Raw genomic sequence first — 24,062 nt, 5'->3', positions numbered from 1 at the left:
AGTGAAGGATTGAATCATATCATACAAAACCGCATTAAAATGAAAACATTAAAAAATATATTGATAGTGGCATGTTTATTACTTACATGCTCGTGCAAAAAATTCCTGGAAGAAAAACCCGAGGGCTTTTTAACACCCGATGCCAACTTATCGAGCGCGAAAGTTGCCAGGGCGCTCGCCAACGGGTCTTATCAAAACCTGTCGGGTTTCCTTAATGGCCAGCCATCGTCTTACGGCGGCAACACCTGGAATTTGATGGAGTTTATGACCGGTAAAGCAAACAGCGACCTTGGGCAAACCGGGTTTGTGAATTTTCAAACCCTTATTTACGATAACACCTCGTTTTATATGGATACCTGGTGGCAGCAACTGTATTTGGGCGTTGGCGCAACAAACCTGGCTATCCAAAAGATACCAACCATTAACGCCGCTGGGTTAAGCGATGCCGACAAGACCAACATGGTAGCCGAGGCCCGCACCCTGCGCGCCCTGTACTACTTTTACCTGGTGCGCATGTTTGGCGCGGTGCCCAAAGTAACCGAACCGCCAAAGGACTTGAACCTGCAAATACCGCGTGTGCCTGCCAAGCAAATTTATGACGAAATTATAATACCTGATTTGCTGGAGGCCGAAAAATCAACACTCCCCTGGAAAGATGCCACCGGTAAGGTATCAATGGGCGCTGTAAAATCCATCCTGGCCGATGTATACTTAACCTATGCCGGCGCTGCCATTAACGGCGGCGAACAATATTACGCCGAGTCGGCTAAACGCTCGCTTGACGTGATCCAGAACGGAGGTTATACCTTATTTCCCGAGTATACAGATATGATCGTTCCGGCTAACAAAAACAGCAGGGAGTTCATTTTCCAGATACAGTATGCGGCAGCCATCCCAAAAACAAACCCGCTTACCCCGCTTACAATTCCCAACTATTCGGGTATATCCGCATATTCTGACGAGTATGGATCGGTTTACCCAACAGACCAGTTCATCGCCTCGTTCCCGGCTGGTGATAAGCGGGTACAGGAAAAGCAATTCTTTTTTACCAACTACGCCAGCTATAAAACGCCTGCCGAAACGGTGAACTTTAAAAACCACTACATTTATAAATGGTTTGATGTAAACGCGGTGCGTAACACCACAAAATCCGATCTTAACTTCACCCTATATCGCCTGGCCGATGTGATGTTAATGTACGCCGAGGCATCTAACCGTGCCGAAGGCGCTCCAAATTCAAACGCGATTAAATATGTGAACGAGATACGCGACCGGGCCGACCTTGCGCCTATCGGGGCATTATCGCAGGATGAGTTTGAGAAGGAAGTGTGGTTGCAGCGTTATTTCGAGCTTTGCTTTGAAAACAAGATGTGGTTTGATATGCTGCGTACCCGCAAGGTACACAACGATGTTACCGGCAATTGGGACAATTTTGTAGGTCATAAAACCGTTTTCGGATCCACCTTTACCGAAAAACAACTGCTGTTCCCGATACCGAAACAGGAAACTGATGTAAACCCTTTATTGTTACCGAATAATCCTGGTTTTTAATTAAACTGTTTAATGAAAAACCCAGCGTGGCAATAATTTTACAATATAAAAGACTGGCAATACCTGCCAGTCTTTTATATTTACGGCCGATTACACCATAACTATTAACGCTTCTCATGAAAAAAAGGCTCCTTTTTTTAATTTCCATACTATTTACCGCTGCCACATTTGCCCAACAGGTTACCAAAGTGACCGACCCGGTGGAATGGATAAACCCGTTAATGGGCACACAATCTAAATACGACCTGAGCAATGGCAATACCTATCCCGCGATAGCGGTGCCATGGGGCATGAACTTCTGGACACCCCAAACCGGTAAAATGGGCGACGGCTGGCAGTACACTTACGACGCCTATAAAATAAACGGCTTTAAACAAACGCACCAGCCATCGCCGTGGATGAACGATTACGGGCAGTTTGCCATTATGCCTTTTACAGGCAAAATAAAGGTATCGCAAAACCAGCGTCAAAGCTGGTTCTCGCACAAAGCTGAAATTGCCAAGCCTTATTATTACAGCGTTTACCTGGCCGACCACGATGTTACCACCGAGATAGCCCCTACCGAACGCAGCGCGCAGTTTCGGTTCACGTACCCAAAAACAGACAGCTCTTTTATTGTAATAGATGCTTTTGACCGCGGGTCGTATATCAAAGTTATTCCCGGCGAAAAAAAGATAGTGGGGTACTCAAGCAAATACGCGCGCGGCCCGCTTAAAAACTTCAAAAACTATTTTGTTATCTACGTAGATAAGCCCATAACCCTTGCGCAGGTTTACAGCGACAGCACTTTGAACGACGGACTGGAACTTACCGCTAAACATGCGAGCGCCGTTATCGGCTTTAAAACCACTAAGGGCGAAAAGGTGCACCTGCGTGTAGCATCGTCATTCATCAGTATCGAGCAGGCCGAGATCAGCTTGAACAGGGAAATTGGGAACGACAATTTTGATTTCACCAAACAAAAGGCAAAAACCGTTTGGAATAAAACCTTAAGTCGCCTGGCAGTTGAAGGCGGCTCGGTGGAGCAGGTAAAAACATTTTACTCGTGCCTGTACCGCATGCTGTTCTTCCCAAATAAAATGTACGAGATAAATGCCAAAGGGCAGATAATGCATTGGAGCGCGCAAAACGGCGAAGTGTTACCCGGTTACAAATTTGCCGGTACAGGTTTTTGGGATACCTTCAGGGCGTTGTATCCGTTCCTGAACCTGGTTTACCCTTCTATCAACAAAGAAATGCAGCAGGGCCTGATAAACGATTATAAGGAAGGTGGCTGGCTGCCCGAGTGGAGCAGCCCCGGTTATGCCAATGTAATGGTAGGCAACAACTCGGCGTCGGTGGTATCCGAAGCTTACTTAAAAGGCGGACGTGGCTATGATATCGGCACTTTGTACCAGGCCTTGTTACACGGCGCTAATAACGACGGGCCGGCAGCAACCGGCCGGGACGGTGTTGATTATTATAACAGCCTGGGCTATGTGCCTTACGATGTGAAGATAAACGAGAATGCTGCCCGCACCTTAGAATATGCCTATGACGATTTTGCCATTTACAAGCTGGGCAAGGCCCTTGGCCGCCCGGCATCCGAAACGGAGATCTACCGCAAGCGCAGCATGAACTACAAAAACCTTTTTGACCCACAAACCGGTTTGATGCGCGGCAAGAACAAGGATGGTAAATTTCAAAGTCCGTTCAACCCTTTTAAATGGGGCGATGCCTTTACCGAAGGCAACAGCTGGCACTACACCTGGAGTGTTTTTCATGATGTGCAGGGATTGATAAACCTGATGGGCGGCAAGGAAAAATTTGTGACCAAATTGGATTCGATATGGACATTGCCCCCAATATTTGACGATAGCTACTACGGCGAGGTTATCCACGAGATCCGCGAAATGCAGATAGCAGGCATGGGCCAATATGCCCATGGTAACCAGCCAATACAGCACATGACCTACCTGTACAACTACGCCGGCCAACCCTGGAAAACCCAGCTGCACGTACGCGACGTGATGAACAAAATGTATCACTCGGCCCCCGATGGTTACTGCGGCGACGAGGATAACGGCCAAACATCGGCCTGGTATGTGTTTTCGGCAATGGGCTTTTACCCGGTAACCCCCGCCAGCGACCAATATGTATTAGGTGCACCCCTGTTTAAAAAGATAACCCTTACCTTAGAGAACGGCAAGGTAGTTACCATAAACGCGGCAAACAACAGTGCGCAAAACCGTTTTGTAAAAGCCCTTACGGTTAATGGCAGGCCATACACACATAACTGGCTTAGTCATGCGGCTTTGCAACAAGGCCAAACGCTTAATTTTAACATGTCGGCCGTGCCTAATAAGGTGAGGGGTAACAACGCGGCAGACGCACCTTATTCGTTATCAAATGAGAAATAGCATCATAAAAACCGCGAGGTTGATATTCTGCGCGTTATTTATATCGTGCGCGTTTTTCACAGCTGCAGTAGGGCAAACTACATCGGTTGTAAAAACATTGCCGCTTGCGCCGGTGCAGCCGGTGTTACTGAGCACCCAGAAGCTGGCGATAGCAGGGTTGTCGCACGATCATGTGCACAATATACTGGGCGATTATCGAAACGGTAAGGTACTTATTGTAGGTATTGCCGAGGGCGACAAGCAGCTCCGTGCACGCTACCAGAAACAATACAATCTACCCGATTCTATCTTTTTTGATGACCTGAAAAAGATGGTTACAACCAAAAAGCCCGATGTGGTACTGGGCTATAACCCCGTAGCAAAGCACATCGATATTGTAGAGGTTTGCGCCCCCCTGGGCATCTCTGTAATGGTTGAAAAGCCGCTGGCCGCTACCCTGGCACAAGCTAACCGCATGGAATTTTTAGCATTAAAATATTATATAAAGCTGCTTACCAACTACGAAACCACCTGGTACCCATCGTACCAGCACGTATATGATATGGTGGCGCAGGATAGTATAGGCCAGATCAGGAAAATGGTTGTGCACGACGGGCACCAGGGCCCCAAAGAGATTGGCTGCAGCAAAGATTTTACCAACTGGCTTACCGACCCGGAAATGAACGGCGCCGGTGCGCTAAACGACTTTGGCTGTTACGGTGCCGACCTGATGACCTGGCTAATGAACGGACAAAAACCGGTAGCGGTAACAGCCGTTGCGCGTCATTTTAAACTAAAAACTTACCCCAAGGTGGATGATGACGCTACGATAATTGTGGAATACCCAACGGCCACAGGTATCATTGAGGCATCGTGGAACTGGCCGTTCTCTATCAAAGACCTTGAGGTGTTCGGCGACGAGGGCTACATGCACGCGTTAGATAAAGATACCGTTATTACCCGTTTAAATAATTTGCGGGCGGTAAAAAGCGTGGCGGCCCCTTTGCTTGCACCAAATGATCATCCTATCCCCTATCTCCAGGTTGTGGTAAAAAACCGGCTAAAGGGGATAACCGACAGGTCATCGCTGAAGTATAATATGATAGTAATGCAGATACTGGATGCTGCCAAACGGTCAATCGCCGAAGGCAAACGGATAGTGCTGTAACAACCAAATAAATACATCAAAACCCGCATTGAGCGGGTTTTGATGTATAAGGTAGTGATCTGTTTAGCACCGTTGGATACTTACATAGGGCCGCAAATCGATATCGAAATAATATTTATTAACAGTTAATACATCGCTGCATAATTGTATTATTTTAGCGGCAAATAAATCATCATCCACATATGTTAAAGCAATTTTCGGCGCTGCTGCCACTTTGTATCATGGGCATGGTATCGTGCCAGTCAAAACCATCATCTACAGAAAAAACTGCTGCCGACAGCGCCAAAACCACCACAGAAGAAACCGCGACACCAGTGGCTAAGCTGGCAACCGGCCCTGTGGATAAAGCCGCAGTTTTAGCCCGCAAACAGGTGCCTATACTGTGTTATCACCAAATACGCGACTGGAAGGCAACCGACTCAAAAAATGCTAAGGATTATATCGTTCAGATAGCGGCATTTAAAGAGCATATGAAGATGCTGGCCGATAGCGGCTACCATACCATATTGCCCGACCAGTTGTATAACTACCTGGTTACCGGGGCACCACTGCCTAAAAAGCCAATTATGCTAACGTTTGATGATACCGACGTTGACCAGTTTACCATTGCCGCGCCCGAAATGAAAAAATATGGCTTTAAGGGCGTTTTCTTTGTGATGACGGTATCAATAGGTCGGCCGCATTACATGACTGCGGAGATGATCAAGAAACTTTCTGACGAGGGGCACGTAATTTCGAGCCACACCTGGGACCACCATCGTGTAGACAAATATTCGCATAACTCCAATTTGGTGATAAAGGGCTTAAACGGCAAGATAACCAACCGCCCGGTTGACGACTGGGTTACCCAGATTGACAAACCAACAAAAAAACTGGAAGAAATTACCGGTAAAAAAATCCAATACTTTGCCTACCCCTTCGGTATATGGAAGAAACCGGTTTTACCTGAGCTTGATAAAAGAGGCTTTAAAATGGCGTTTCAACTGGCTGATAAGCGCGATCCGGATTACCCGTTATTAACGGTGCGCCGGATATTAGACAGCGGTTACTGGAGCGCAAAAACGTTAAGCAACAGTATTAGGAATAGCTTTTAACGGCTGACTTTCAATAAAAATAAGACCCTCTTTTGTACCACAAAGAGGGTTTTATTTTTTAATATATCTTGCTACTTTTAATACATGACAATTACCCTGCGCCCTATCCTTGCTGCGTTACTGGCAATTGCGTTTACAGCTTGCAATAATAAGCCCGATAAACCCGCAGTTGGCCAAAGCGACATTTCAAAACAAGTTATTGACGAGCATTTCAGGTACCTGAATGACCATGATCTGAAAAGCCTGGTTGCACAGTATGACGATAAAGCCAAAATAACCACCAGCGATTGGGATGGCGAAAACACGGGCAAACAAGGGGCCGACCAAATATTTCATCAGCTATTCTACGTATCGCCTGATGCCAAATACCTGGTGGATAATATAATCAATAACGATTCGACGGTGGTAGTTGAATACGATGTGATCGGCCTGAAAGAAAAAGCAGGCAGCCCTATCCGTTACGATGTTCGTAACTGTAGTGTCTTTAAGATAAAAGGCGATAAAATTAGCAGCGAGGCCACCTACTCAAATTCTAGGCTGTACCATAACAGGTAGGATATATTTACGAGCATAGCTATAATATTACGTCATTGCGAGGTACGAAGCAATCTCTTCACATGCTACGTGGCAATAAAAGTCCGGAGATTGCTTCGTACCTCGCAATGACGGTTTATATTAAGCCCATTATTTTATAAATTTTCACCCGAAGGGCCCTGCCCTTTGTTAGAAGAATTTTCTTCGGTAGACGGGCCCGGGCCGCCGTTATCATTATCGGGCACAACCGTTTTCACGCGTGTATCATCAGGTTTATCCTGAACGTTTGGTTCACCCCCTTTATCCAGTTCGTCACTGTCGGTATTGGTGCGTACGTTCTGGTTGTGTAAATTATCTATATTGCCCTGTGTATCATGGTTCTGACCTTGCTCATTGGCCCTTTCAAAACCTCCTGTGTTGTTTTCCATAGTATGTTTAATTTGTTTGTTCAATAGTTTCTACTTCTTTCGCGTTTATCCATTCTACAGCCTGGTCAAGTTGCGCCAACGAAAAGCCTTTTGAGTTACCCGGCACAAAAAAACGGAACGCATCTGTAACCCACTGTACGCCTTTCTGGTCGCTAACCACCGCTATTTTGTTCCACTTTGTAAAGTTTTTCAGTCCCACCTTAATATCGTTCCACCACGCGCCCATCGTCCAGTTCTGCACATCGGTATCCAGCACCAGCAGGTAGTTTATTTCGCCCTGTCGTGCTACAAGTTCGTCAATACGCGGCATCAATACATTTTCAATATCTTCTTTGGTCACCTCGCCTGTGGCGTGTATGCCTACTACATGAGGTTCCAGGTCATTAATAAATTGCAGCATAGTGTTTCTGTTTTGTAAACTATACCAAAAGCCATACCATTGTTTAGAAGAAACTTTTTTATTGCATACTTTAATTTATTTCGTCGGCTGTGCGGTGGTAAGCGGCCTAAAAACACCGGTATATTGTATCTTTGTAAAATGCAGCAAAAACTGTCGGCATACTCGCAACTGATAAAAACCGAAGCTAAAAACCTGGGCTTTTTGTTTTGCGGTATAGCCAGGGCTGAATTTTTGGAAGAAGAAGCACCCCGGTTGGAGGCATGGTTAAACAAGCGTATGCACGGCGAAATGCGTTACATGGAAAACTATTTTGATAAGCGCCTTGACCCACGTTTACTGGTAGACGGTGCGAGATCTGTTATTTCGTTAGGGCTTAACTATTATACCGACGCTGTACAACACGACCCCCTGGCTCCCAAAATATCAAAGTATGCTTACGGCACTGATTACCATTCGGTTATAAAGGATAAACTAAAGCAATTATTAGGAATAATTAACCAGAAAATTGGCGCGGTAGGCGGCCGCGCGTTTGTAGATTCGGCACCGGTGCTTGATAAGGCCTGGGCTAAAAAGGCGGGTTTAGGGTGGGTTGGGAAAAACACCAACCTGATAAGCAAACAGGCCGGCTCATTCTTTTTTTTAGCAGAGCTGATAGTGGATATTGAGCTGGAGTACGATGTGGAACCTACTGCCGACCATTGCGGCACCTGCACCCGCTGCATTGACGCGTGCCCAACCGACGCCATTGTTGGCCCCTATGTGGTTGATGGCAGCCGCTGCATATCGTACCTGACCATTGAACTGAAGAACGAGATACCGCAGGAGTTTAAGGGCAAAATGGATAACTGGATGTTTGGCTGCGATATATGCCAGGATGTATGCCCCTGGAACCGGTTTTCGGTACTGCACAACGAACCCGCATTTGACCCGCACCCGGAACTGCACGGCCTTAAAAAGCAGGATTGGGAAGAGATAACTACCGATGTTTTTCAAAAAGTATTTAAAAATTCGGCGGTGAAGCGCACCAAATTTGAGGGTTTGAGAAGAAATATAGAGTTTTTAAAAAAAACATAACAACACCGTCATTGCGAGGTACGAAGCAATCTCTTTAGCACAGTTATACACCCTGTAAGAGCGATTTGCTTAAAGAGATTGCTTCGTACCTCGCAATGACGCGCGGAAGTGCTTACCCCTTCTTAAATTTATTGGCTAACTGTGCCAGCATATCATCATCTACAGGCCTGGCCGGTTCTTCTTTCTTTTTAAACGGCTGGTTGTTTATTTGAGGGCTGCTTTTTGGGCTGTTATTCTGAAAAGCAGGGCGGGGCGTTTGTGGCTGCTGTGCCTGTTGGTTTGCAGGGCCTGCCTGTTGCGCGGGCCTGGCATGCTGGCGTTCTGCCACTTTTTTAGCGTTCCAGCGTTTGTATATCTCTTCCAGCTTACGCTTGGTGTACAGCGGGAAATCGCCCTGCATCATCCACGAGTAATAGCTTGGCTCAACATTAAATACATCCTCTACCCTTTTGCCTTTGTGTTTGCCAAAGTTTATCAGTTCTTCACCTTGTTCGTTATACACCATACGGCCTGCAAAGTCAACCGGCCGGCTAAGGTTGGTAAACTTATGTAAGGCTTCCACATCGCCCACTACAGGGATGCTTTTATTACCTTTTTTGTCTTCCCACTCCATATTCTCGTAGCGCTCTATCTGCGCCAGCAAAACTTCCATGGTAGCGCGGGTGTCGGCCTCGGCCGAATGCGCGTTAACAATTTGCTTATTACAATAAAACTGGTAGGCAGCTTTTAAGGTGCGCTGCTCCATTTGGTGAAAAATGTTCTGCACATCTACAAAATGGCGCTGATCAAGGTCAAACTGCACACCCGCGCGTAAAAACTCCTCCATCAGCATCGGGATGTCAAACTTGTTGGAATTATAACCTGCAAGATCACTATCGTGGATAAAATCGGCAATTTCCTGCCCCAAGTCATGAAAACGCTTCTCGTCCTTTACGTGCTCGTCGTAAATACCATGTACCAACGATGATTCCAACGGTATAGGTATGCCCGGATGGATGCGCCAGGTTTTTACATGTTCGCTGCCATCAGGGTTAAGCTTAATAACAGATATCTCTACTATGCGGTCGGCGCCAATATTGGTACCGGTAGTTTCCAGGTCAAAAAAGGCAAGAGGCCGCTTTAATTGTAATTTCATGCTTGCTTATCAGTAGCACAAAGGTGGTAATTCTCTTAAAATTATCAGCACACTATTTTGTAGCAAAATGTGGTTTTTATTTTTTACTTTCAGGTTTGTGTTATATAACCTAAACTACATGAATAAATTATTACTTAACTTACTGGTACTCATCTCTCTTACTACCCTGGCAAACGCACAGGATTTCGCTTACGGTCAATTCACCTTCGAAGAAATGAGGGCAACTAATTACAAGAACGATACTTCGGCCCATGCCTATGTGATACAGGAGTTTGGCTCCAGCCGGTTAGATATCACCGGCGACGACGATTTAAAGATAGCTTTTACCTACCACGTAAAGATCAAGATATTAGACAGTAAAGGTTTTGATAAAGGCACGGTAAGCATCCCTTTTTATGATTTTGACGACATCCATGATGCCGTTACCGATATCAAGGGCCGCACCACTTACATGGAAGAAAACGGCGCGATAAAAACCAGTGATCTTGATAATTCAAAAATTTACCCTACCACACAAAACAAGTACTGGAAAGAAATAAAATTTGCCTTGCCAAACCTGCGCAGCGGCTGCGTTATCGAATACTCTTACACCAAAATGGTGGATGGGTTTTACAGGTTCCCCTCGTGGCAGTTCCAGGATGATATCCCAAAAAAATATTCGGAATATCAGGCGCATATCCCCGCGTTTTGGACTTACAACGCCCTGATACGGGGTAGCCTTGCGCTTACAAAAAATAAAGCCGACGTAGAAAAGGAGTGTTTTAGCAGCCGCGGCGCAAAGTGCGATTGTTCTTTTCTGACCTTCGGTATGGCGGATATCCCGGCTTTTACCGAGGAAGATTACATGACATCGCCAAAAAACTTCCTGTCGGCTATATACTTTAGCTTGCAGGAGTATACAAACCCTTACACGGGTGTGAAAAAGAGGGTAACCAAAGAATGGAAAGATATTGATTATGGCCTTAAACACGCCGATTACTTTGGTTCGCAGATAAAAAAGGACCTGTTAAAGCCCTACATAGCCCCTGTTATTGCCGGTAAAACTACCGACATGGAAAAAGCGCTGGCGGTTTACAGCTACATACAAAAACACATTAAATGGAACGACGTCTATTCGACGGGTAGTGATGGCGTACGCAAATCGCTTGATACGCATACCGGCAATTCGGGCGATATCAATATAGCATTGGTAGCAGCCCTAAATTCTGCCGGTATAAAAACCGACGCGGTATTGTTATCTACACGCGCCAACGGCGTAGTAAACCGGCTGTATCCTGTAGAGAGTGAGTTTAATTATGTAATTGCCAAAACGACTATTGATAACGTTGACTACCTGCTTGACGCAACCGACCCTTTACTGCCATTTGGCATGCTGCCGCTAAAATGCCTTAACGATCAGGGCAGGGTAATGAGCCTTGATAAACCATCGTACTGGATAGACCTTGTTGCCAGTCAAAAAAGATCGTACACAAGCAGCCTGGACCTTACCCTGCAGCCTAATGGTAAACTGCGGGGCACAATAAGCACCTACTCCAGCGGTTACCAGGCTTATGAAAAACGGAAAGATATTAAGAAATACAACTCGGTTGAAGAGTACATCGAGAACCTGGACGAAAAACTGGTTAAGTTAAAGATACTGAAATCGAATATAACTAATCTGGATAGCCTTGATAAGCCCCTTGGCGAGCAATACGAGGTAGAGATCGATCTTTTTGATAACATTAATCATAACAGGCTATCCTTTAACCCTATCATTTTTGACCGCTACGTAACCAATCCGTTTAAATTAGAAGACCGCACTTACCCGGTAGACTGGGGCATGCCATCAAACAGCAGGTATATATTAACCATGCACCTGCCCGAGGGGTATGCCGTTGAAAGCGCCACGCAAAATATGGCTGTAAGCTTACCAAACGAGGGTGGTAAATTCATGACCGAATTTAGCGGTAAGGATAACACTTTCAGTTACTCCAATGTAATACAGTTCAACAAATCAATTTACGCGCCCGAGGAATATCCTTATTTAAAAGAACTATATAATAAAATCATAGCTTCAGAAAAGGCCGAGATCGTTTTCAGTAAAAAGTAATGAGAAGAGTTTTAGTGTTAGTGATGTTATTGGGTGCGGCCACACTTACCCATGCGCAGGTTAATTACGATGTAAGCCTGATAGCTAAAGACCTGCTGCCTTATGCAAGTGCCGTGGTACGAGATCAAAACGTATACACCGAGGTTAAGGATAACAGTACATATTATCACATTAAAAAAGCCATAACCGTTTTAAACCAGAACGGCGACGATTTGGCGCACATTGTGGTATGGTATAATAAAACTAACCTCATAAAAAGCATTAAGGGCACAACCTATAACGAGTTTGGAAAGCCCACGGGCAAATTCTCTGAAAAGAATTTTGAAGATGAAAACGCGGCCAGCGACATGTCGTTGTTTGAGGATTCGCGGGTGAAACATTTTATACCTTCTATAGGCTCGTACCCTTATACAATTGAATACGAGTATGAGATCCGGTCGAAACAAACCCTAAACATTAACGATTGGCAGCCTAACCCTAATACAGGCCTTGCAGTGCAAAAAAGTTCGTACACCTTTGCCTGCCCTCCTGACTTTGATATCAGGTATAAAGAGATAAACATGCCCGTAAAGGTTACCACAGGCAGCAAAGATGGCCTTAAAACATATGCCTGGCAGGTAAATAATTTAAAGGCCGTGAGGAGCGAACCGTTTAGCCCTGTCAGCGAAACTTATTTAAGCACCGTAAAAATAGCACCTAAAAATTTTGTTTACGCCGGTATAACCGGATCGTTCTCCAACTGGAACGAACTTGGCCGCTGGAATTACGAAAAATTACTGGCTAACAGGCAAACCCTGCCGCCCGAAACCATTGAACAGGTAAAAATGCTTACTGCCGGCATTACCGACATCAAACAGAAGGCAAAAAAAATATATGCGTACATGCAGGGTAAAACCCGGTATATAAGTGTTCAGGTGGGTATTGGCGGGTATCAGCCCATGCAGGCCGCCGATGTAGACAAATTTAGCTACGGCGATTGCAAGGCTCTGGTTAACTATACACAGGCGTTGTTGAAAGCGGCGGGTATCGATTCGTGGTACTGCGTGGTGAACGGCGACGATACTAAAATAAGCATGCTTAACGATTTTGCAGGGATGAGCCAGGGTAACCACGTAATATTGTGCCTGCCTTTAAAAAACGATACTACGTTTTTAGAATGTACCAGTCAAAAGATTCCCTTCGGCTTTCTGGGAGACTTTACGGACGACCGTACGGTGCTGGCCTGCACGCCCGAAGGCGGCAAACTGCTGCATACTCCCAGGTACGCGTCGAAAGATAACCTGCAAAGCCGTAAAGCAGCTTTTAGTATCGATACAACCGGCGCTTTGAACGGTGACATGGTAACTGTTTACCAAGGCACACAATACACTAACCCCGACGAGTTGGTTAACGAGCCTTTTGGTGAACAGAAAAAGATATTACAGAAGATGTATGCGCGCATCAGCAACCTTAATATCGAAACATGCGATATTAAACAGGACAAGTTGCAGATGCCCGTAGCTACAGAAACCGTTAAGCTAAGCGCACGCGACTTTGCTTCGGCAGATAACAATAAGCTTTACTTCGCTTTAAACCCGGTTAACAAATACGGTACGATACGCGATGTGCGCAACCGTATAAACCCGGTTTACATTAACCGTGGATACATTGATGAGGATGAGATAACGTATCACCTGCCCGCCGGTTACCGCCCGGATATGCAACCGCTTAACATAAATATTAAACAACCCTTTGGCAGTTTTACCGTGACAGCGGTTGTAAATAACGGCAATATTATTTATAAACGCCGCGTAGAACTTGTTGATGGTACTTACAGCAAAGATACCTATGAGGCCCTGGTCGATTTTTATCAGCGGATTGCCGATGCCGACGCTTATAACGTTACGCTGATTAAAATTTAAACTAACTGAATATGATGATACCCAATATGATGCCTACTATCATGATCAAATAAAGCATTATTTCGGTACCGGCAAAACGTTTATATTTAGTCCAGAAAGAATAGTCGTTATTTTGCTTCGCCATAGCGCAAAATTATACAATATATTTAAGCAATGGATATTAAAGAAGAAGAGGAAATTAAAAAAGAGTTTCAGCTGGAGCGTGTTGTTTTGTTCAGCGATGCAGTTTTTGCTATCATCATCACCATAATGGTGATCGAGATAAAACTGCCGGAAGGCCTGCGCCACCAAAGCCACGAAAAGGTACGCGAAGCATTTATTGAGCTGCTGCCAAAGTTTGCCGGCTACATATCAGCGTTTTTCCTGGTAGCTGTTTTCTGGACCAAGCATTTAAGGATATTCAGCTACTTAAAAGACTATACCAAGCAGCTCATCATTTTTAACCTTATCTTTTTGTTCTTTATATCACTCTTCCCCTTTGGCGTATCTTTGATGACCGAAACCATCAGCCCTAAAAATTTTGAAGGGTTGTTTATTTATATTGGCATTGTAATGCTTGCTTCTATGACACAAACCCTTTTAATTTGGTACCTTATACGCAATGCAAAAACGCTTTGCATAAGGCCTGCAGAAATTGAAAGGAACCTGGAATGGAAGGCCCAGCGCTTTAATTTTATAGCTATCCCTGTATTGTTGCTTTACGTTGCTGTAATCACCGCAAACCATTATGGGCCCAATGCCTATACCGTGGGTTTTATTATTTGGGCGGCCGTTGTAAGCCTGGTACGCAAAAAATTTTATCCAAAGCAAAACACCGACGGTCCAATGCTGGCAAGGTTATTCCGTTCGCGTAAAGCCAAACCTGCTGATACCGAATAATCAATTACCCTGCGATGTATAAACCGGTTCGGCGATTGAACCGCCGCGCGAGAAAAACTTGTAGATGCCGTTATCATGCAGGCGCGCGATCATGACGCCCTTTCGCGTACTGGCATGCACAAAATAACCATTTTGCAGGTACACCCCTACATGGCTGAACTGTTTTCCGTCAAAATCAAAGAAAACCAGGTCCCCCTCTTTTAGCTCGTCCTCATATTTACGCTTAATGGTATTTACCTGCATGGCGCAGGTGCGCGGCATTGGCTGATCATAAACCTGCAGCTGAAGCAACAATACCAGTCCCGAGCAATCGACCCCATCCTTATCCAGGCCGCCAAACCGGTAAGGCGTACCGTACCATTCATCAATGAAGCTGTAAAGGCGGCCGTTTTGGATCTCGTTACGTTTTACGCCCATTAAACCGGCATACTTTTCAGCGATCTCTTTGTCGGGCTTTACCATTACATACGGTCCGCGTTTTACAACAGGCACACCGTTTTGCTCCAGGTCTGCATTATTCCTAACCACCATTTTTTTTGAGTGACAGGCCGAAAGCAGTATCGTAGTAACAAGAAGTATCAGTAAACGTAAATGTCGAGGTATTAACATGAGCTAAAGATATCTGCTATGGTATAAACGTTACAAGCAGATGTTATAAACATTTCAACAATTTCCATATCGTCATTGCGAGCGATAGCGTGGCAATCTCTTTAGGACAATTTACACCTTACATAAACGGTTAGCTTTAAGAGATTGCTTCGTACCTCGCAATGACAAGATAGGATAGCACATCAAAAATCTACCCCTTTATCACCCGCTGTATCTCGTCCAGCTTCATCAGGGCTTCAACGGGCGTAAGGGTGTTAACATCAAGGTTATTCAAGGTGTCGCGGATCTTCACCAGCACGGGATCATCGATCGAGAACATTTGCATTTGTACGGCTTGCTTCTGCACCTTGCGGATACTCTCTTTGATGTGCTCGCCGCCGGTACGCTCGTTTTCTAGTTTCTTTAATATCTCGTTGGCGCGGCTTAAAACCTTTTGCGGCATTCCCGCAAGTTTAGCAACGTGTATCCCAAAGCTATGCTCGCTGCCGCCGGGTACCAGTTTGCGCAAAAAGATGATCTGCTGGCCCACTTCCTTAACCGATACATTGTAATTTTTTATGCGACTGAAACTATTGCTCAACTCGTTCAACTCGTGGTAATGGGTCGCGAAAAGTGTTTTAGCTTTCGCTGTTGGATGGTTATGCAGGTACTCGCCTATTGACCACGCGATAGAAATACCATCGTAAGTTGATGTGCCCCGGCCTATTTCGTCTAAAAGTATCAGGCTTCGGTCGCTCAGGTTGTTCAGGATGCTGGCGGTTTCGTTCATCTCCACCATAAAGGTCGATTCTCCTGAGGATAAGTTATCCGATGCGCCTACGCGTGTAAATATCTTATCCACCAAACCAATTGAGGCGGCCTTGGCGGGCACGTAGCACCCCATTTGCGCCATAAGTACTATAAGGCCGGTTTGCCTCAATAATGCCGATTTACCCGCCATATTTGGACCCGTAATAATGATGATCTGCTGCGAGTCCGAATCCAGGTAAACGTCGTTGGTGATGTACTCCTCGCCCAGTGGCAGGTTTTTTTCTATCACCGGGTGGCGGCCGCCTTTTATATCCAGTACGCGGCTATCGTTCACATCGGGCTTAACGTAGTAGTTTTTGATGGAAATGGTGGCGAAGTTCAGCAGTACATCCAGGCGAGCTATCAGTATCGCGTTTAGCTGAATGGGTTTAATGTATTCGGCAAGGGCGTATAGCAGGTCGTTATATAGCTTGGTTTCCAGCACCAGTATCTTTTCTTCAGCGCCAAGTATCTGCTCTTCGTATTCCTTCAGTTCGGGGGTAATGTAACGTTCGGCATTCACCAGGGTTTGCTTGCGTATCCAGTCGGCAGGTACTTTATCCCGATGGCTGTGCGTTACCTCCAGATAGTAGCCAAACACGTTATTGAACGATACCTTCAGCGATGGAATGCCCGTTGCCTCGGCCTCGCGTTTTTGTATCTCCAGCAAGTAACCCTTTCCGCCAAAGGCTATCTTACGCAGCCTGTCAAGTTCCTCGTTTATCCCATCATTCATCACCGAGCCTTTTACCATCATTACCGGCGGCTCGGGGTGCAGTTCGCGGGCAATGCGCTCACAGATAGACGCGCAAGGGTTAAGCTGCTCCCCAATAGCCCTCATAGGTTCGCTGGCCGATGCTTCAGTCAGTTTTTTTATGCTTTCGATGGCAGTCAAAGCTTTTTTCAATTGGCAAACCTCGCGGGGATTTGCTTTTTGCAAACCAATCTTTGATATCAGCCTTTCCAGGTCACCTATCTGCCGAATGTGATTTTGCAGGGCCTCTCGCAGTTCCTCCTGGGCTATCAGGTATTCTACAACGCCCAGGCGGTCCTGTATGGGTTTAATTTCTTTTAAAGGCATTACTATCCACCTGCGCAGCATCCGTGCGCCCATGGGCGAACAGGTATGGTCGAGCACATCAACAAGCGTCAGGGCGTTCTCGTTATTTGACCCCACCAGTTCAAGGTTGCGGATACTGAACCTATCGAGCCACAGGTACCTGTCCTCTTCTATCCGGCCTATGGCCGATATATGCTGCAGGTTGCGGTGTTCGGTCTCGTTAAGGTAATGCAGCGCCACCCCGGCGGCTACAATGCCCAGGTTGAGCTTATCAATACCAAACCCCTTCAGCGATTTTACTCCGAAATGCTTCAGCAGCGTTTCGTTCGCGTAATCGCCGCTGTAAGGCCATTCATCAAGGGTGTAGGTATAAAAGCGGTCGCCGTAGGTATCCCTGAAATCGTGCTGACGGCTTTTGGGGAATATCACCTCGCTGGGCGCATAGCTTTGCAGCAGCTTATCAATATAGTTGCTATTCCCTTGTGCGGTTAAAAACTCGCCGGTGGATATATCTATAAGCGCAATGCCTATGCTGTTCTTTTCAAAATAGAGCGATGCCAGGTAATTATTGCTTTTTTGCTGCAATATATTATCACTTACAGCAACACCGGGCGTAACCAGTTCGGTAACACCGCGTTTAACTATACCCTTTACCGATTTTGGGTCTTCCAGCTGATCGCAGATGGCCACCCGCTGGCCGGCACGCACCAGTTTAGATAAATACGTATCAAGTGAATGGTGCGGGAAGCCCGCCAGCTCGATATGCGATGCCGAACCGTTGGCCCTGCGGGTAAGCACAATACCCAAAATACCCGAAGCTTTTACAGCATCCTGACCAAAGGTTTCGTAAAAATCACCCACCCTGAACAGCAGTAAAGCACCGGGGTACTTGGCCTTTATGGCATTATATTGCTGCATTAACGGGGTTTCTTTGGTATCGCTCTTAGCCAAGGGTTTGCTTTATTAATTAATCTGCTAATTTAACCGATTACACGTGTAATACCGGGATTGTGGAAAATTTAAGGAATTGTGGATAGCCTGTGATCGATACGTTGAACAGTACTTTGCATTAAACGGATTAATAGCTAATTTACTGCGGTATGAGTGCTATCGATCTTACTAAACTTCGCCTTCAACACCAGCATTTGGCGAAACCAGTATTTAACCAACCTGCGGATGTAGTTAAATACCTCGGTGCGGTGCAATCGCAGGATTACAGCGGGGCTAAATGGGCTTTGGGCATGCGGTTAAATAACAGCACCGATGAACTGATAGAACAAGCGTTTAACAATGGCGAAATCATCCGCACACATGTAATGCGCCCTACCTGGCACTTTGTACACCCGGGCGATGCCCGCTGGATGCTTGACCTTACGGCAAGCCGCATACAGGCGTTAGCAAAGGGCAGGCATAAGCAATTAGAAATAGATGAAGCTGTACTGGCAAAAAGCGAAAAGTTGCTTTACAAGGCCCTGCAGGGCAAACAGATAGCGCGTAATGAGCTTTCGGCCTTACTTAAAAACAAGGGCATAGCCGCCGATGAACAGCGCTTTGTGCATATTATGATGCATCTTGAACTGGAGCAACTGATTTGCAGCGGCGGGCGCGAGGGCAAACAGTTTACCTATGCTTTATTTGATGATCGCATACCTCAGAGCAAAAAACTTGATCGCGACGAAGCCGTTGTGATGTTGATGCGACGCTACTTCACGTCGCATGGGCCGGCCACCCTGGCCGACTTTGTATGGTGGAGCGGCCTTACCATTACAGATGCCCGCGCAGGCATAGACACTCTTAAAGGACAATTAGAAAGCTACATCATTAACGGTGATACTTATTGGTTTGCCGAAAGCGTCTCATCTGTAGAGAGCCCCACTGCATACCTGCTACCTAACTACGACGAGTACCTTGTGAGTTATAAAGACCGCAACTTTGCCATAGCCGAAAAAAATATCAACAAATCCGACCCGCGCGGTACGATCTTTAATCATACCATCATCCTTAACGGCAAAATAGGAGGTTTATGGAAAAAGACAATAAGAAAAGACACGCTTGAGATAGAGCTGACGCCCTTTAACAAGTTGAACAATGCCGCTTTAAAAGTTATTGAAACAGCAGGCAAAAAATACATGAAGTTTTTAGGATGAAGGATGTTAAGCTATCAATGTAACAGTTGCCTCTCCGACCATTCTATCTGATCCGGCAGATTGGCTTTGCTAAACTCGATATGGATAACTTTACGGGGCTTGTTATTGGTAGTGCGGTTAGATGCATGCAGCAATAAAGGCTTCATGATCATAATACCGCCTGCCTTCACATTGCAAGTTTGTTCAGTTTCGCTATTCCAGTCGATCGTTTCCGGGCGGTAAACACCTTTAAGGTGCGAGCCTGGAATAACCTTTAAAGCGCCGTTACCTTCGTCTGTATCATCAAGATGAATGCGGATAGTAAAATTGTTTTGCAGGATATTGAGCGGCGGCTGCACAGCAAACTGGTTTTGCTTAACCGTCCACGGGCCATAGCCGGGCAGATCGGCTTTTTTATTTACTGATATGGTCAGGTCCTGATGCCAGGCTACAAACCAGTTAGACTTTTCCGGCTTATCAAAGTAGATCGATTTTACAGCGAAATAGTCGTCTCCGAACAATTCATCAATAATGGCCGTTAGCTTAGTGTTAAAAATAATATTGTTAACAGCAGGAAGTTCTTTCAAAAACTGCCTTATAGCAAACAGGTCGTCAGTTTTACGGAAAGTGTTTTTATCGGTATCGGCTTTGGCTATTTCAGCAAGGATGGCTTCAATTTCTTCCTGGGTATAAACAGCCTCTATAACTGTAAAGCCATTGGCTGAGATATTATTTTTGTAAAAACTGATCGACTCCATTAACACAAAGGAAAGAAAAAGATAAACATATTTTTTGGATTAAAGACGCGAAGTATCGCATCTCTACGGCGTTACATGATATAAAACCCCGGTGCTTCGTCCCCTATTCATTAGCACAAAAGCCACAAAGTTTTCACTTTATGGCTTTCCGTATTTATTTTGAAGTATATGCTACTTTGTTTTGCGCGGTTGTACTTTGCGTTGCGCTTGTACCTTAACCGGCTCAGGTCTTATTTCTTTATTCCTTCGCAGTATCGACATAAAGAACCCAATGATCATGATAATGGTGCCGGCCCACAGGAAATTAATATACGGGAACTCGATAGCTTTCATCACAATGAATTTTTTCTTGCTTTCGGGTTGCTGGTAAACGGTTATTTCTACCTTACCCTCAGCAAGGGTTTTGCCTGGAATGATTTTGGTAAAGCGCAGCTTTAAACCGGCATCTTCTATCTTCTTACCAAAATCAAACACGCTACGGCCTTTTATCAGGTAAACAGGCTCGGTTTGGTAGGTTTTACCGTGGGTAATTACCTCAAGCTGCGCGCCAACAGCAATATCCTTATCTGTAATAGGGATATTTTGTAGCTTAACATTCTTGTTTAAGCCTTTCAGCACAATTTTACCATCGCGATAGTTCATGGTATCGCCAATGGCAATTTCATGCGCCACGGGGGCGTCGTAATTCTTATCATCGCCTTCCTCACCATGCGATGCCTCTTCCTCTTTCGGCGCTGTGCTTATTACGTTGGTCATGGTAATATGCGTGTACAGGTCATGGAAAAGATAATGCTTGGTATCAGGCGTTGACGACATGCCGCCCTGCGCCTGTATAACGTTTGGCCTAAGTGTAAAGCTTTCGGTTACCTTACCATCTTTTATCCGCTGGTAATCGATATTGAAGAAATGGCTGGCCCCGTCAATGGTATCGCCTTTAAACGTTACCATGTACTCGCCCATTTTTATAGGTTCGTTCTTGTAAAGCAGTATATTATCTTTCGGGTTTTCTTCCTTCGCAAAGTCGGCACTGTATTGCTCACCGGTAAGGTTTTCAGATACGATCTTTTTTGTACCTGCCGATATTAGCGCTCCAACCAATAATAACCCGAAACCGATATGCGCCACGGCAGATCCTGCAAGCTTATATTTGCCCTTAAATGAGTCGGCCAGTATTTTGGCATTGCTAACCAGTGTGTATACTGAGCACAGCATTACCAGTATAAACACAAAATGCAATTTATAAACGCCCGTTGCATAAACTATCAGAGCGGTAACCAGGGCCGCGAAAACAAGGTATATCAGCGTGGTGATAAAAAAACGGGTAACATCTGTTTTTTTGTATTTCAAAAACTGGGTAAAGCCGCTTAACAAAGCTATCACCACCGCGAACGATGCCTGTATAACGTTGTAGTGTTTAACCGGATCTGTAGGCGGCGCCAGTTTGGTGCCGAACATCAGGTTCCATACGGGTACCGAGGTTACGATGATGAGGTGGAAGCACGACAGGCCAAGGAAAATAGCCCCTACAAACATCCAGAACTCGCGCGAGTAGGTTTCCTCATCTGTTTTGGTTATCGGCAGTTCTTTCCAGCGGGTTACAAGCAGGTAAACGGTGATTGCTAAAAATATCAATATACCCACTACCAACTGCCAGAACAGGCCCAGATCGGTAAACGCGTGTACAGATGACTCGCCCAGTACACCGCTGCGGGCCAGGAATGATGAGTACCAAACCAGTACAAATGCCACCATGGTTAAAAAAGTGGCCGTAAAATATGAGTGACCCGTATTTTTATAAACTATTAATACATGCAACGCCCCAACCAATATCAGCCACGGAAAGATAGAGGCGTTCTCTACAGGGTCCCATGCCCAAAAACCACCAAAATTCAGCGATTCGTAAGCCCAGAACGAGCCCATTACAATACCTGTACCCAGCACCATACAGGCAAACAGCGCGTATGGTATGGCAGGTTGTACCCACTCTTTATACCGTCTTTTCCATAAGCCGGCCACCGCGTAGGCAAACGGCACAACCAACGATGCCGAACCCAAAAACAGGGTTGGCGGATGGATGATCATCCAGTAGTTTTGCAGCGAAGGGTTCATGCCCTTGCCGTCCTTAATAAAGTCAAGATAATTGGGGTTCTGGAAAATAGGCGCTTCCATACCTGAGTTTCGCAGCAGCATGAACGGCGAGCTGCCTATATGTGCGCTGCCTATTTGCAGCCCCAGCACCATGGTGCCCAACACTACCTGTGATAGCGCGAGGGTTGTCATTACCGGTTTTTCCCATGATTTGGCTTTCCATATCAGGATATTACCCAAAACAGCTTCCCAAAACATCCACAGCAAAAAGCCACCCTCCTGTCCGTTCCAGAAACCGGAGATCAGGTAGTAGGTTGGCAGTTCGCGCGAGGTGTATGACCAGGCGTAATGGTATTCGAAATAATGATTGTAAAGGATATAGAACAGGCAAACACCCATGCCCAGTATGGCTACGCTGTTCAGCCAATAGCCTATACGGCCCAAACGCTGCCACGAGTTATCAGTTTCGGCAGCATTTTGCTGCGAGGCAAAAAAATAACAGATAAAGGAAAAAAGCGCGGAACCAAATGCAAGAACAATAAAAAACTGGCCTAAATCACCCGGTAGCAGGTGTTCGCCTTTAAAAACTGTATCCATTAAAATCTAATTATAAGTTGGCGCTTTTTTTGGCGCTTACCTCGGTAACATTCAGTTTGTCATCGGTGTATTTAGAAGGGCATTTCATCAAAATTTTTGAAGCGTGAAACTCATTTCCCTTCATTTGGCCGGTTAGTACTATCTGCTCCGAGCGTTCAAAGTCCTGAGGTTTGGTGCCGGTGAAAACTACCTTGCATTCTTCGCCTTTATTATCCTTCATGTAGAACGAAAAATAATTGGCGTCCCTGGTAGCATCATAAAACAGCTCTTTTGATTTATTCAGATGCCCAACCACGTGCAATTCGCTTTTGGTTGTTTTAGCATCGTGGAATGAGCCATAAGTACTTGTATTTGAATAGGTACTGATAATTACCGCAATGGCTATAGCAATAACAATGATACCTATGATCGAACTTTTTTTCATTAATTGGTATTTTCCTGTAAAACGGTTTACAAAAATACAAAACGCAAAGTTAAATATGTTTATTACAAGCCATATATGTTATTTAGAATTATTATTGATAATATACTGGCAGGTATGGTTTGTTGTGAACTTTTGCGATTCGTAATTATATTATCATCCTTAAAGTTCTTTTATTACATTTACTGTATTAAATCTCTTTGTAAATATCCAATATCAGCATAAGGCATCAAGCCTATGCGCCCTCATGTTTCCATACCCGGCGACATGAGCTTAAAACGTATTATTTTATATTTACATAACAGGGATTTTAATGAGATCTATACATACACTTGCCGTTATAGGCGGCACAGGCAAAGCAGGCAGATACCTGGTTAAACAATTATTGCTGCAAAACTTCCGGATTAAATTACTGCATCGTAAGCCCGAAACTTTAAGCTTGGACAGCCCGCATATTGAAGTTATTAAAGGCGACGCGAGAGATTATAACGCTATTTACACCCTTTTAACAGGATGTGACGCAGTTCTAAGCTGCTTGAGTCAGCCGGTTGGCGAACCCTCCATTTTTAGCGATGCAGCCCGGAATATTCTGAAAGCGATGCACATCCTTAACATCAGCAGGTATATCACCATTGCCGGTTTAAATGTAGACACACCAAATGACCATAAAAGCGCCCAAACCCAATTTGGCACCAATTGGATGTACGAGAATTATCCGGCCACTACAAAAGACAGGCAGGTAGAATACCAACTGCTGGCGGACAGTAAGACCGACTGGACGATGATACGCCTGCCGTTGATAGATCAGACCGACGATGCAAGGGCTATAACCGTTAGCCTGGTTGATTGCCCGGGCAGTAGCATCAGCGCTACCAGCCTGGCCTTGTTCATGATAAAGGCCCTTAAAAACGGGGAATATATAAAACAGGCACCGTTTATTGCGGATGTATAGCTATTGTTAAATAACTGTACTACGCAATGGT

The 24,062-nt window shown here is 45.3% G+C and carries 20 protein-coding genes; 11 read left to right on the top strand and 9 right to left on the bottom strand.

Going from position 1 to position 24,062, the window contains the following annotated elements; translation table 11 throughout:
* The first annotated feature begins 39 nt into the window (after positions 1-39).
* From GWR56_RS15040 to GWR56_RS15020, 5 genes are all read left to right on the top strand, one after another.
* Entirely contained in the window at positions 40-1,551 is a 1,512-nt protein-coding gene (locus GWR56_RS15040; RefSeq protein ID WP_162432047.1) for a RagB/SusD family nutrient uptake outer membrane protein, read from the top strand.
* Positions 1,552-1,667: 116 nt separating this feature from the next.
* Positions 1,668-3,950 (top strand): GH92 family glycosyl hydrolase, encoded by a 2,283-nt coding sequence (locus GWR56_RS15035; RefSeq protein WP_162432046.1) that lies wholly within the window; start codon positions 1,668-1,670, stop codon positions 3,948-3,950.
* Positions 3,940-5,097, top strand: a complete 1,158-nt coding sequence (locus GWR56_RS15030) for a Gfo/Idh/MocA family protein (protein WP_162432045.1) — start codon at positions 3,940-3,942, stop codon at positions 5,095-5,097. The genes GWR56_RS15035 and GWR56_RS15030 overlap by 11 nt, the downstream gene beginning before the upstream one ends.
* Before the next feature lie 182 nt (positions 5,098-5,279).
* Positions 5,280-6,191, top strand: coding sequence for a polysaccharide deacetylase family protein (locus GWR56_RS15025; RefSeq protein WP_162432044.1), 912 nt, complete (start codon positions 5,280-5,282; stop codon positions 6,189-6,191).
* An 84-nt stretch (positions 6,192-6,275) separates the two neighbouring features.
* The gene (locus GWR56_RS15020; RefSeq protein ID WP_162432043.1) at positions 6,276-6,746 is read left to right on the top strand and encodes a nuclear transport factor 2 family protein; all 471 of its coding nucleotides are present in this window, start codon (positions 6,276-6,278) and stop codon (positions 6,744-6,746) included.
* A gap of 134 nt (positions 6,747-6,880) precedes the next feature.
* On the opposite strand, the gene GWR56_RS15015 is transcribed toward GWR56_RS15020, so the two are convergent.
* Together GWR56_RS15015 and GWR56_RS15010 are read right to left on the bottom strand one after the other, a co-directional pair.
* Positions 6,881-7,153 (bottom strand): hypothetical protein, encoded by a 273-nt coding sequence (locus GWR56_RS15015; RefSeq protein WP_162432042.1) that lies wholly within the window; start codon positions 7,151-7,153, stop codon positions 6,881-6,883.
* Positions 7,154-7,160: 7 nt separating this feature from the next.
* Entirely contained in the window at positions 7,161-7,553 is a 393-nt protein-coding gene (locus GWR56_RS15010) for an STAS/SEC14 domain-containing protein (protein WP_162432041.1), read from the bottom strand.
* Positions 7,554-7,691: 138 nt separating this feature from the next.
* On the opposite strand from GWR56_RS15010, the gene queG reads away from it, so the two are divergent.
* Positions 7,692-8,627 carry a tRNA epoxyqueuosine(34) reductase QueG gene (gene queG, locus GWR56_RS15005; protein WP_162432040.1) on the top strand — a complete coding sequence of 312 codons (936 nt, stop codon included), beginning with the start codon at positions 7,692-7,694 and terminating at the stop codon, positions 8,625-8,627.
* Between the two features lie 112 nt (positions 8,628-8,739).
* Here the strand turns inward: queG and GWR56_RS15000 are convergent, their stop codons facing one another.
* The gene (locus GWR56_RS15000; protein ID WP_162432039.1) at positions 8,740-9,762 is read right to left on the bottom strand and encodes a 3'-5' exonuclease; all 1,023 of its coding nucleotides are present in this window, start codon (positions 9,760-9,762) and stop codon (positions 8,740-8,742) included.
* 118 nt (positions 9,763-9,880) lie between these two features.
* On the opposite strand from GWR56_RS15000, the gene GWR56_RS14995 reads away from it, so the two are divergent.
* Together GWR56_RS14995 and GWR56_RS14990 are read left to right on the top strand one after the other, a co-directional pair.
* Complete coding sequence (locus GWR56_RS14995; protein WP_162432038.1) at positions 9,881-11,851, top strand: DUF3857 domain-containing protein; 1,971 nt, start codon at positions 9,881-9,883, stop codon at positions 11,849-11,851.
* Positions 11,851-13,752, top strand: a complete 1,902-nt coding sequence (locus tag GWR56_RS14990; RefSeq protein WP_162432037.1) for a DUF3857 domain-containing protein — start codon at positions 11,851-11,853, stop codon at positions 13,750-13,752. Before GWR56_RS14995 ends, GWR56_RS14990 begins: the two co-directional genes overlap by 1 nt.
* 1 nt (position 13,753) lies before the next feature.
* Here GWR56_RS14990 and GWR56_RS20720 read toward each other — a convergent pair whose 3' ends face one another.
* The gene (locus GWR56_RS20720) at positions 13,754-13,876 is read right to left on the bottom strand and encodes a hypothetical protein (protein WP_255456698.1); all 123 of its coding nucleotides are present in this window, start codon (positions 13,874-13,876) and stop codon (positions 13,754-13,756) included.
* A 29-nt stretch (positions 13,877-13,905) separates the two neighbouring features.
* Between GWR56_RS20720 and GWR56_RS14985 the strand changes: the two genes are divergently transcribed.
* Positions 13,906-14,631: a TMEM175 family protein gene (locus GWR56_RS14985; RefSeq protein ID WP_162432036.1), complete on the top strand. Its 726-nt coding sequence runs from the start codon at positions 13,906-13,908 to the stop codon at positions 14,629-14,631.
* Here the strand turns inward: GWR56_RS14985 and GWR56_RS14980 are convergent, their stop codons facing one another.
* On the bottom strand, positions 14,632-15,162 hold the full coding sequence (locus tag GWR56_RS14980; protein ID WP_238395244.1) for a C40 family peptidase: 531 nt from the start codon (positions 15,160-15,162) through the stop codon (positions 14,632-14,634).
* Positions 15,163-15,430: 268 nt separating this feature from the next.
* On the bottom strand, positions 15,431-18,040 hold the full coding sequence (gene mutS / locus GWR56_RS14975) for a DNA mismatch repair protein MutS (RefSeq protein WP_162432034.1): 2,610 nt from the start codon (positions 18,038-18,040) through the stop codon (positions 15,431-15,433).
* A 149-nt stretch (positions 18,041-18,189) separates the two neighbouring features.
* Between mutS and GWR56_RS14970 the strand changes: the two genes are divergently transcribed.
* Positions 18,190-19,236: a winged helix DNA-binding domain-containing protein gene (locus tag GWR56_RS14970; protein WP_162432033.1), complete on the top strand. Its 1,047-nt coding sequence runs from the start codon at positions 18,190-18,192 to the stop codon at positions 19,234-19,236.
* A gap of 14 nt (positions 19,237-19,250) precedes the next feature.
* Here GWR56_RS14970 and GWR56_RS14965 read toward each other — a convergent pair whose 3' ends face one another.
* From GWR56_RS14965 to GWR56_RS14955, 3 genes are all read right to left on the bottom strand, one after another.
* Entirely contained in the window at positions 19,251-19,973 is a 723-nt protein-coding gene (locus GWR56_RS14965) for a phytanoyl-CoA dioxygenase family protein (protein WP_162432032.1), read from the bottom strand.
* A 171-nt stretch (positions 19,974-20,144) separates the two neighbouring features.
* The gene (gene ccsA, locus GWR56_RS14960; RefSeq protein WP_162432031.1) at positions 20,145-22,658 is read right to left on the bottom strand and encodes a cytochrome c biogenesis protein CcsA; all 2,514 of its coding nucleotides are present in this window, start codon (positions 22,656-22,658) and stop codon (positions 20,145-20,147) included.
* A gap of 10 nt (positions 22,659-22,668) precedes the next feature.
* A complete protein-coding gene (locus GWR56_RS14955) occupies positions 22,669-23,082 on the bottom strand; it encodes a cytochrome c maturation protein CcmE (protein ID WP_162432030.1) in 414 nt (137 codons plus the stop codon).
* A gap of 310 nt (positions 23,083-23,392) precedes the next feature.
* On the opposite strand from GWR56_RS14955, the gene GWR56_RS14950 reads away from it, so the two are divergent.
* Entirely contained in the window at positions 23,393-24,031 is a 639-nt protein-coding gene (locus GWR56_RS14950) for an NAD(P)-dependent oxidoreductase (RefSeq protein WP_162432029.1), read from the top strand.
* Positions 24,032-24,062: the final 31 nt, after the last annotated feature.

The sequence above is a fragment of the Mucilaginibacter sp. 14171R-50 genome, from assembly GCF_010093045.1.
In the GTDB taxonomy this organism is placed as follows: Bacteria; Bacteroidota; Bacteroidia; order Sphingobacteriales; family Sphingobacteriaceae; genus Mucilaginibacter.
This window is presented reverse-complemented; position numbering and strand designations above follow the sequence as displayed.

Excerpts from the sequence above, each read along its gene's own strand:
- GWR56_RS14980 (WP_238395244.1), bottom strand. The coding sequence starts at position 15,162 with ATGGTGGTTAGGAATAATGCAGACCTGGAGCAAAACGGTGTGCCTGTT.
- GWR56_RS15010 (WP_162432041.1), bottom strand. The coding sequence starts at position 7,553 with ATGCTGCAATTTATTAATGACCTGGAACCTCATGTAGTAGGCATACAC.
- GWR56_RS15040 (WP_162432047.1), top strand. The coding sequence starts at position 40 with ATGAAAACATTAAAAAATATATTGATAGTGGCATGTTTATTACTTACA.
- queG (WP_162432040.1), top strand. The coding sequence starts at position 7,692 with ATGCAGCAAAAACTGTCGGCATACTCGCAACTGATAAAAACCGAAGCT.
- ccsA (WP_162432031.1), bottom strand. The coding sequence starts at position 22,658 with ATGGATACAGTTTTTAAAGGCGAACACCTGCTACCGGGTGATTTAGGC.
- GWR56_RS14995 (WP_162432038.1), top strand. The coding sequence starts at position 9,881 with ATGAATAAATTATTACTTAACTTACTGGTACTCATCTCTCTTACTACC.
- GWR56_RS20720 (WP_255456698.1), bottom strand. The coding sequence starts at position 13,876 with ATGGCGAAGCAAAATAACGACTATTCTTTCTGGACTAAATATAAACGT.
- GWR56_RS15035 (WP_162432046.1), top strand. The coding sequence starts at position 1,668 with ATGAAAAAAAGGCTCCTTTTTTTAATTTCCATACTATTTACCGCTGCC.
- GWR56_RS14955 (WP_162432030.1), bottom strand. The coding sequence starts at position 23,082 with ATGAAAAAAAGTTCGATCATAGGTATCATTGTTATTGCTATAGCCATT.
- GWR56_RS14970 (WP_162432033.1), top strand. The coding sequence starts at position 18,190 with ATGAGTGCTATCGATCTTACTAAACTTCGCCTTCAACACCAGCATTTG.
- GWR56_RS14965 (WP_162432032.1), bottom strand. The coding sequence starts at position 19,973 with ATGGAGTCGATCAGTTTTTACAAAAATAATATCTCAGCCAATGGCTTT.
- GWR56_RS15025 (WP_162432044.1), top strand. The coding sequence starts at position 5,280 with ATGTTAAAGCAATTTTCGGCGCTGCTGCCACTTTGTATCATGGGCATG.
- GWR56_RS15030 (WP_162432045.1), top strand. The coding sequence starts at position 3,940 with ATGAGAAATAGCATCATAAAAACCGCGAGGTTGATATTCTGCGCGTTA.
- GWR56_RS14950 (WP_162432029.1), top strand. The coding sequence starts at position 23,393 with ATGAGATCTATACATACACTTGCCGTTATAGGCGGCACAGGCAAAGCA.
- GWR56_RS14985 (WP_162432036.1), top strand. The coding sequence starts at position 13,906 with ATGGATATTAAAGAAGAAGAGGAAATTAAAAAAGAGTTTCAGCTGGAG.
- GWR56_RS14990 (WP_162432037.1), top strand. The coding sequence starts at position 11,851 with ATGAGAAGAGTTTTAGTGTTAGTGATGTTATTGGGTGCGGCCACACTT.
- GWR56_RS15020 (WP_162432043.1), top strand. The coding sequence starts at position 6,276 with ATGACAATTACCCTGCGCCCTATCCTTGCTGCGTTACTGGCAATTGCG.
- GWR56_RS15015 (WP_162432042.1), bottom strand. The coding sequence starts at position 7,153 with ATGGAAAACAACACAGGAGGTTTTGAAAGGGCCAATGAGCAAGGTCAG.
- GWR56_RS15000 (WP_162432039.1), bottom strand. The coding sequence starts at position 9,762 with ATGAAATTACAATTAAAGCGGCCTCTTGCCTTTTTTGACCTGGAAACT.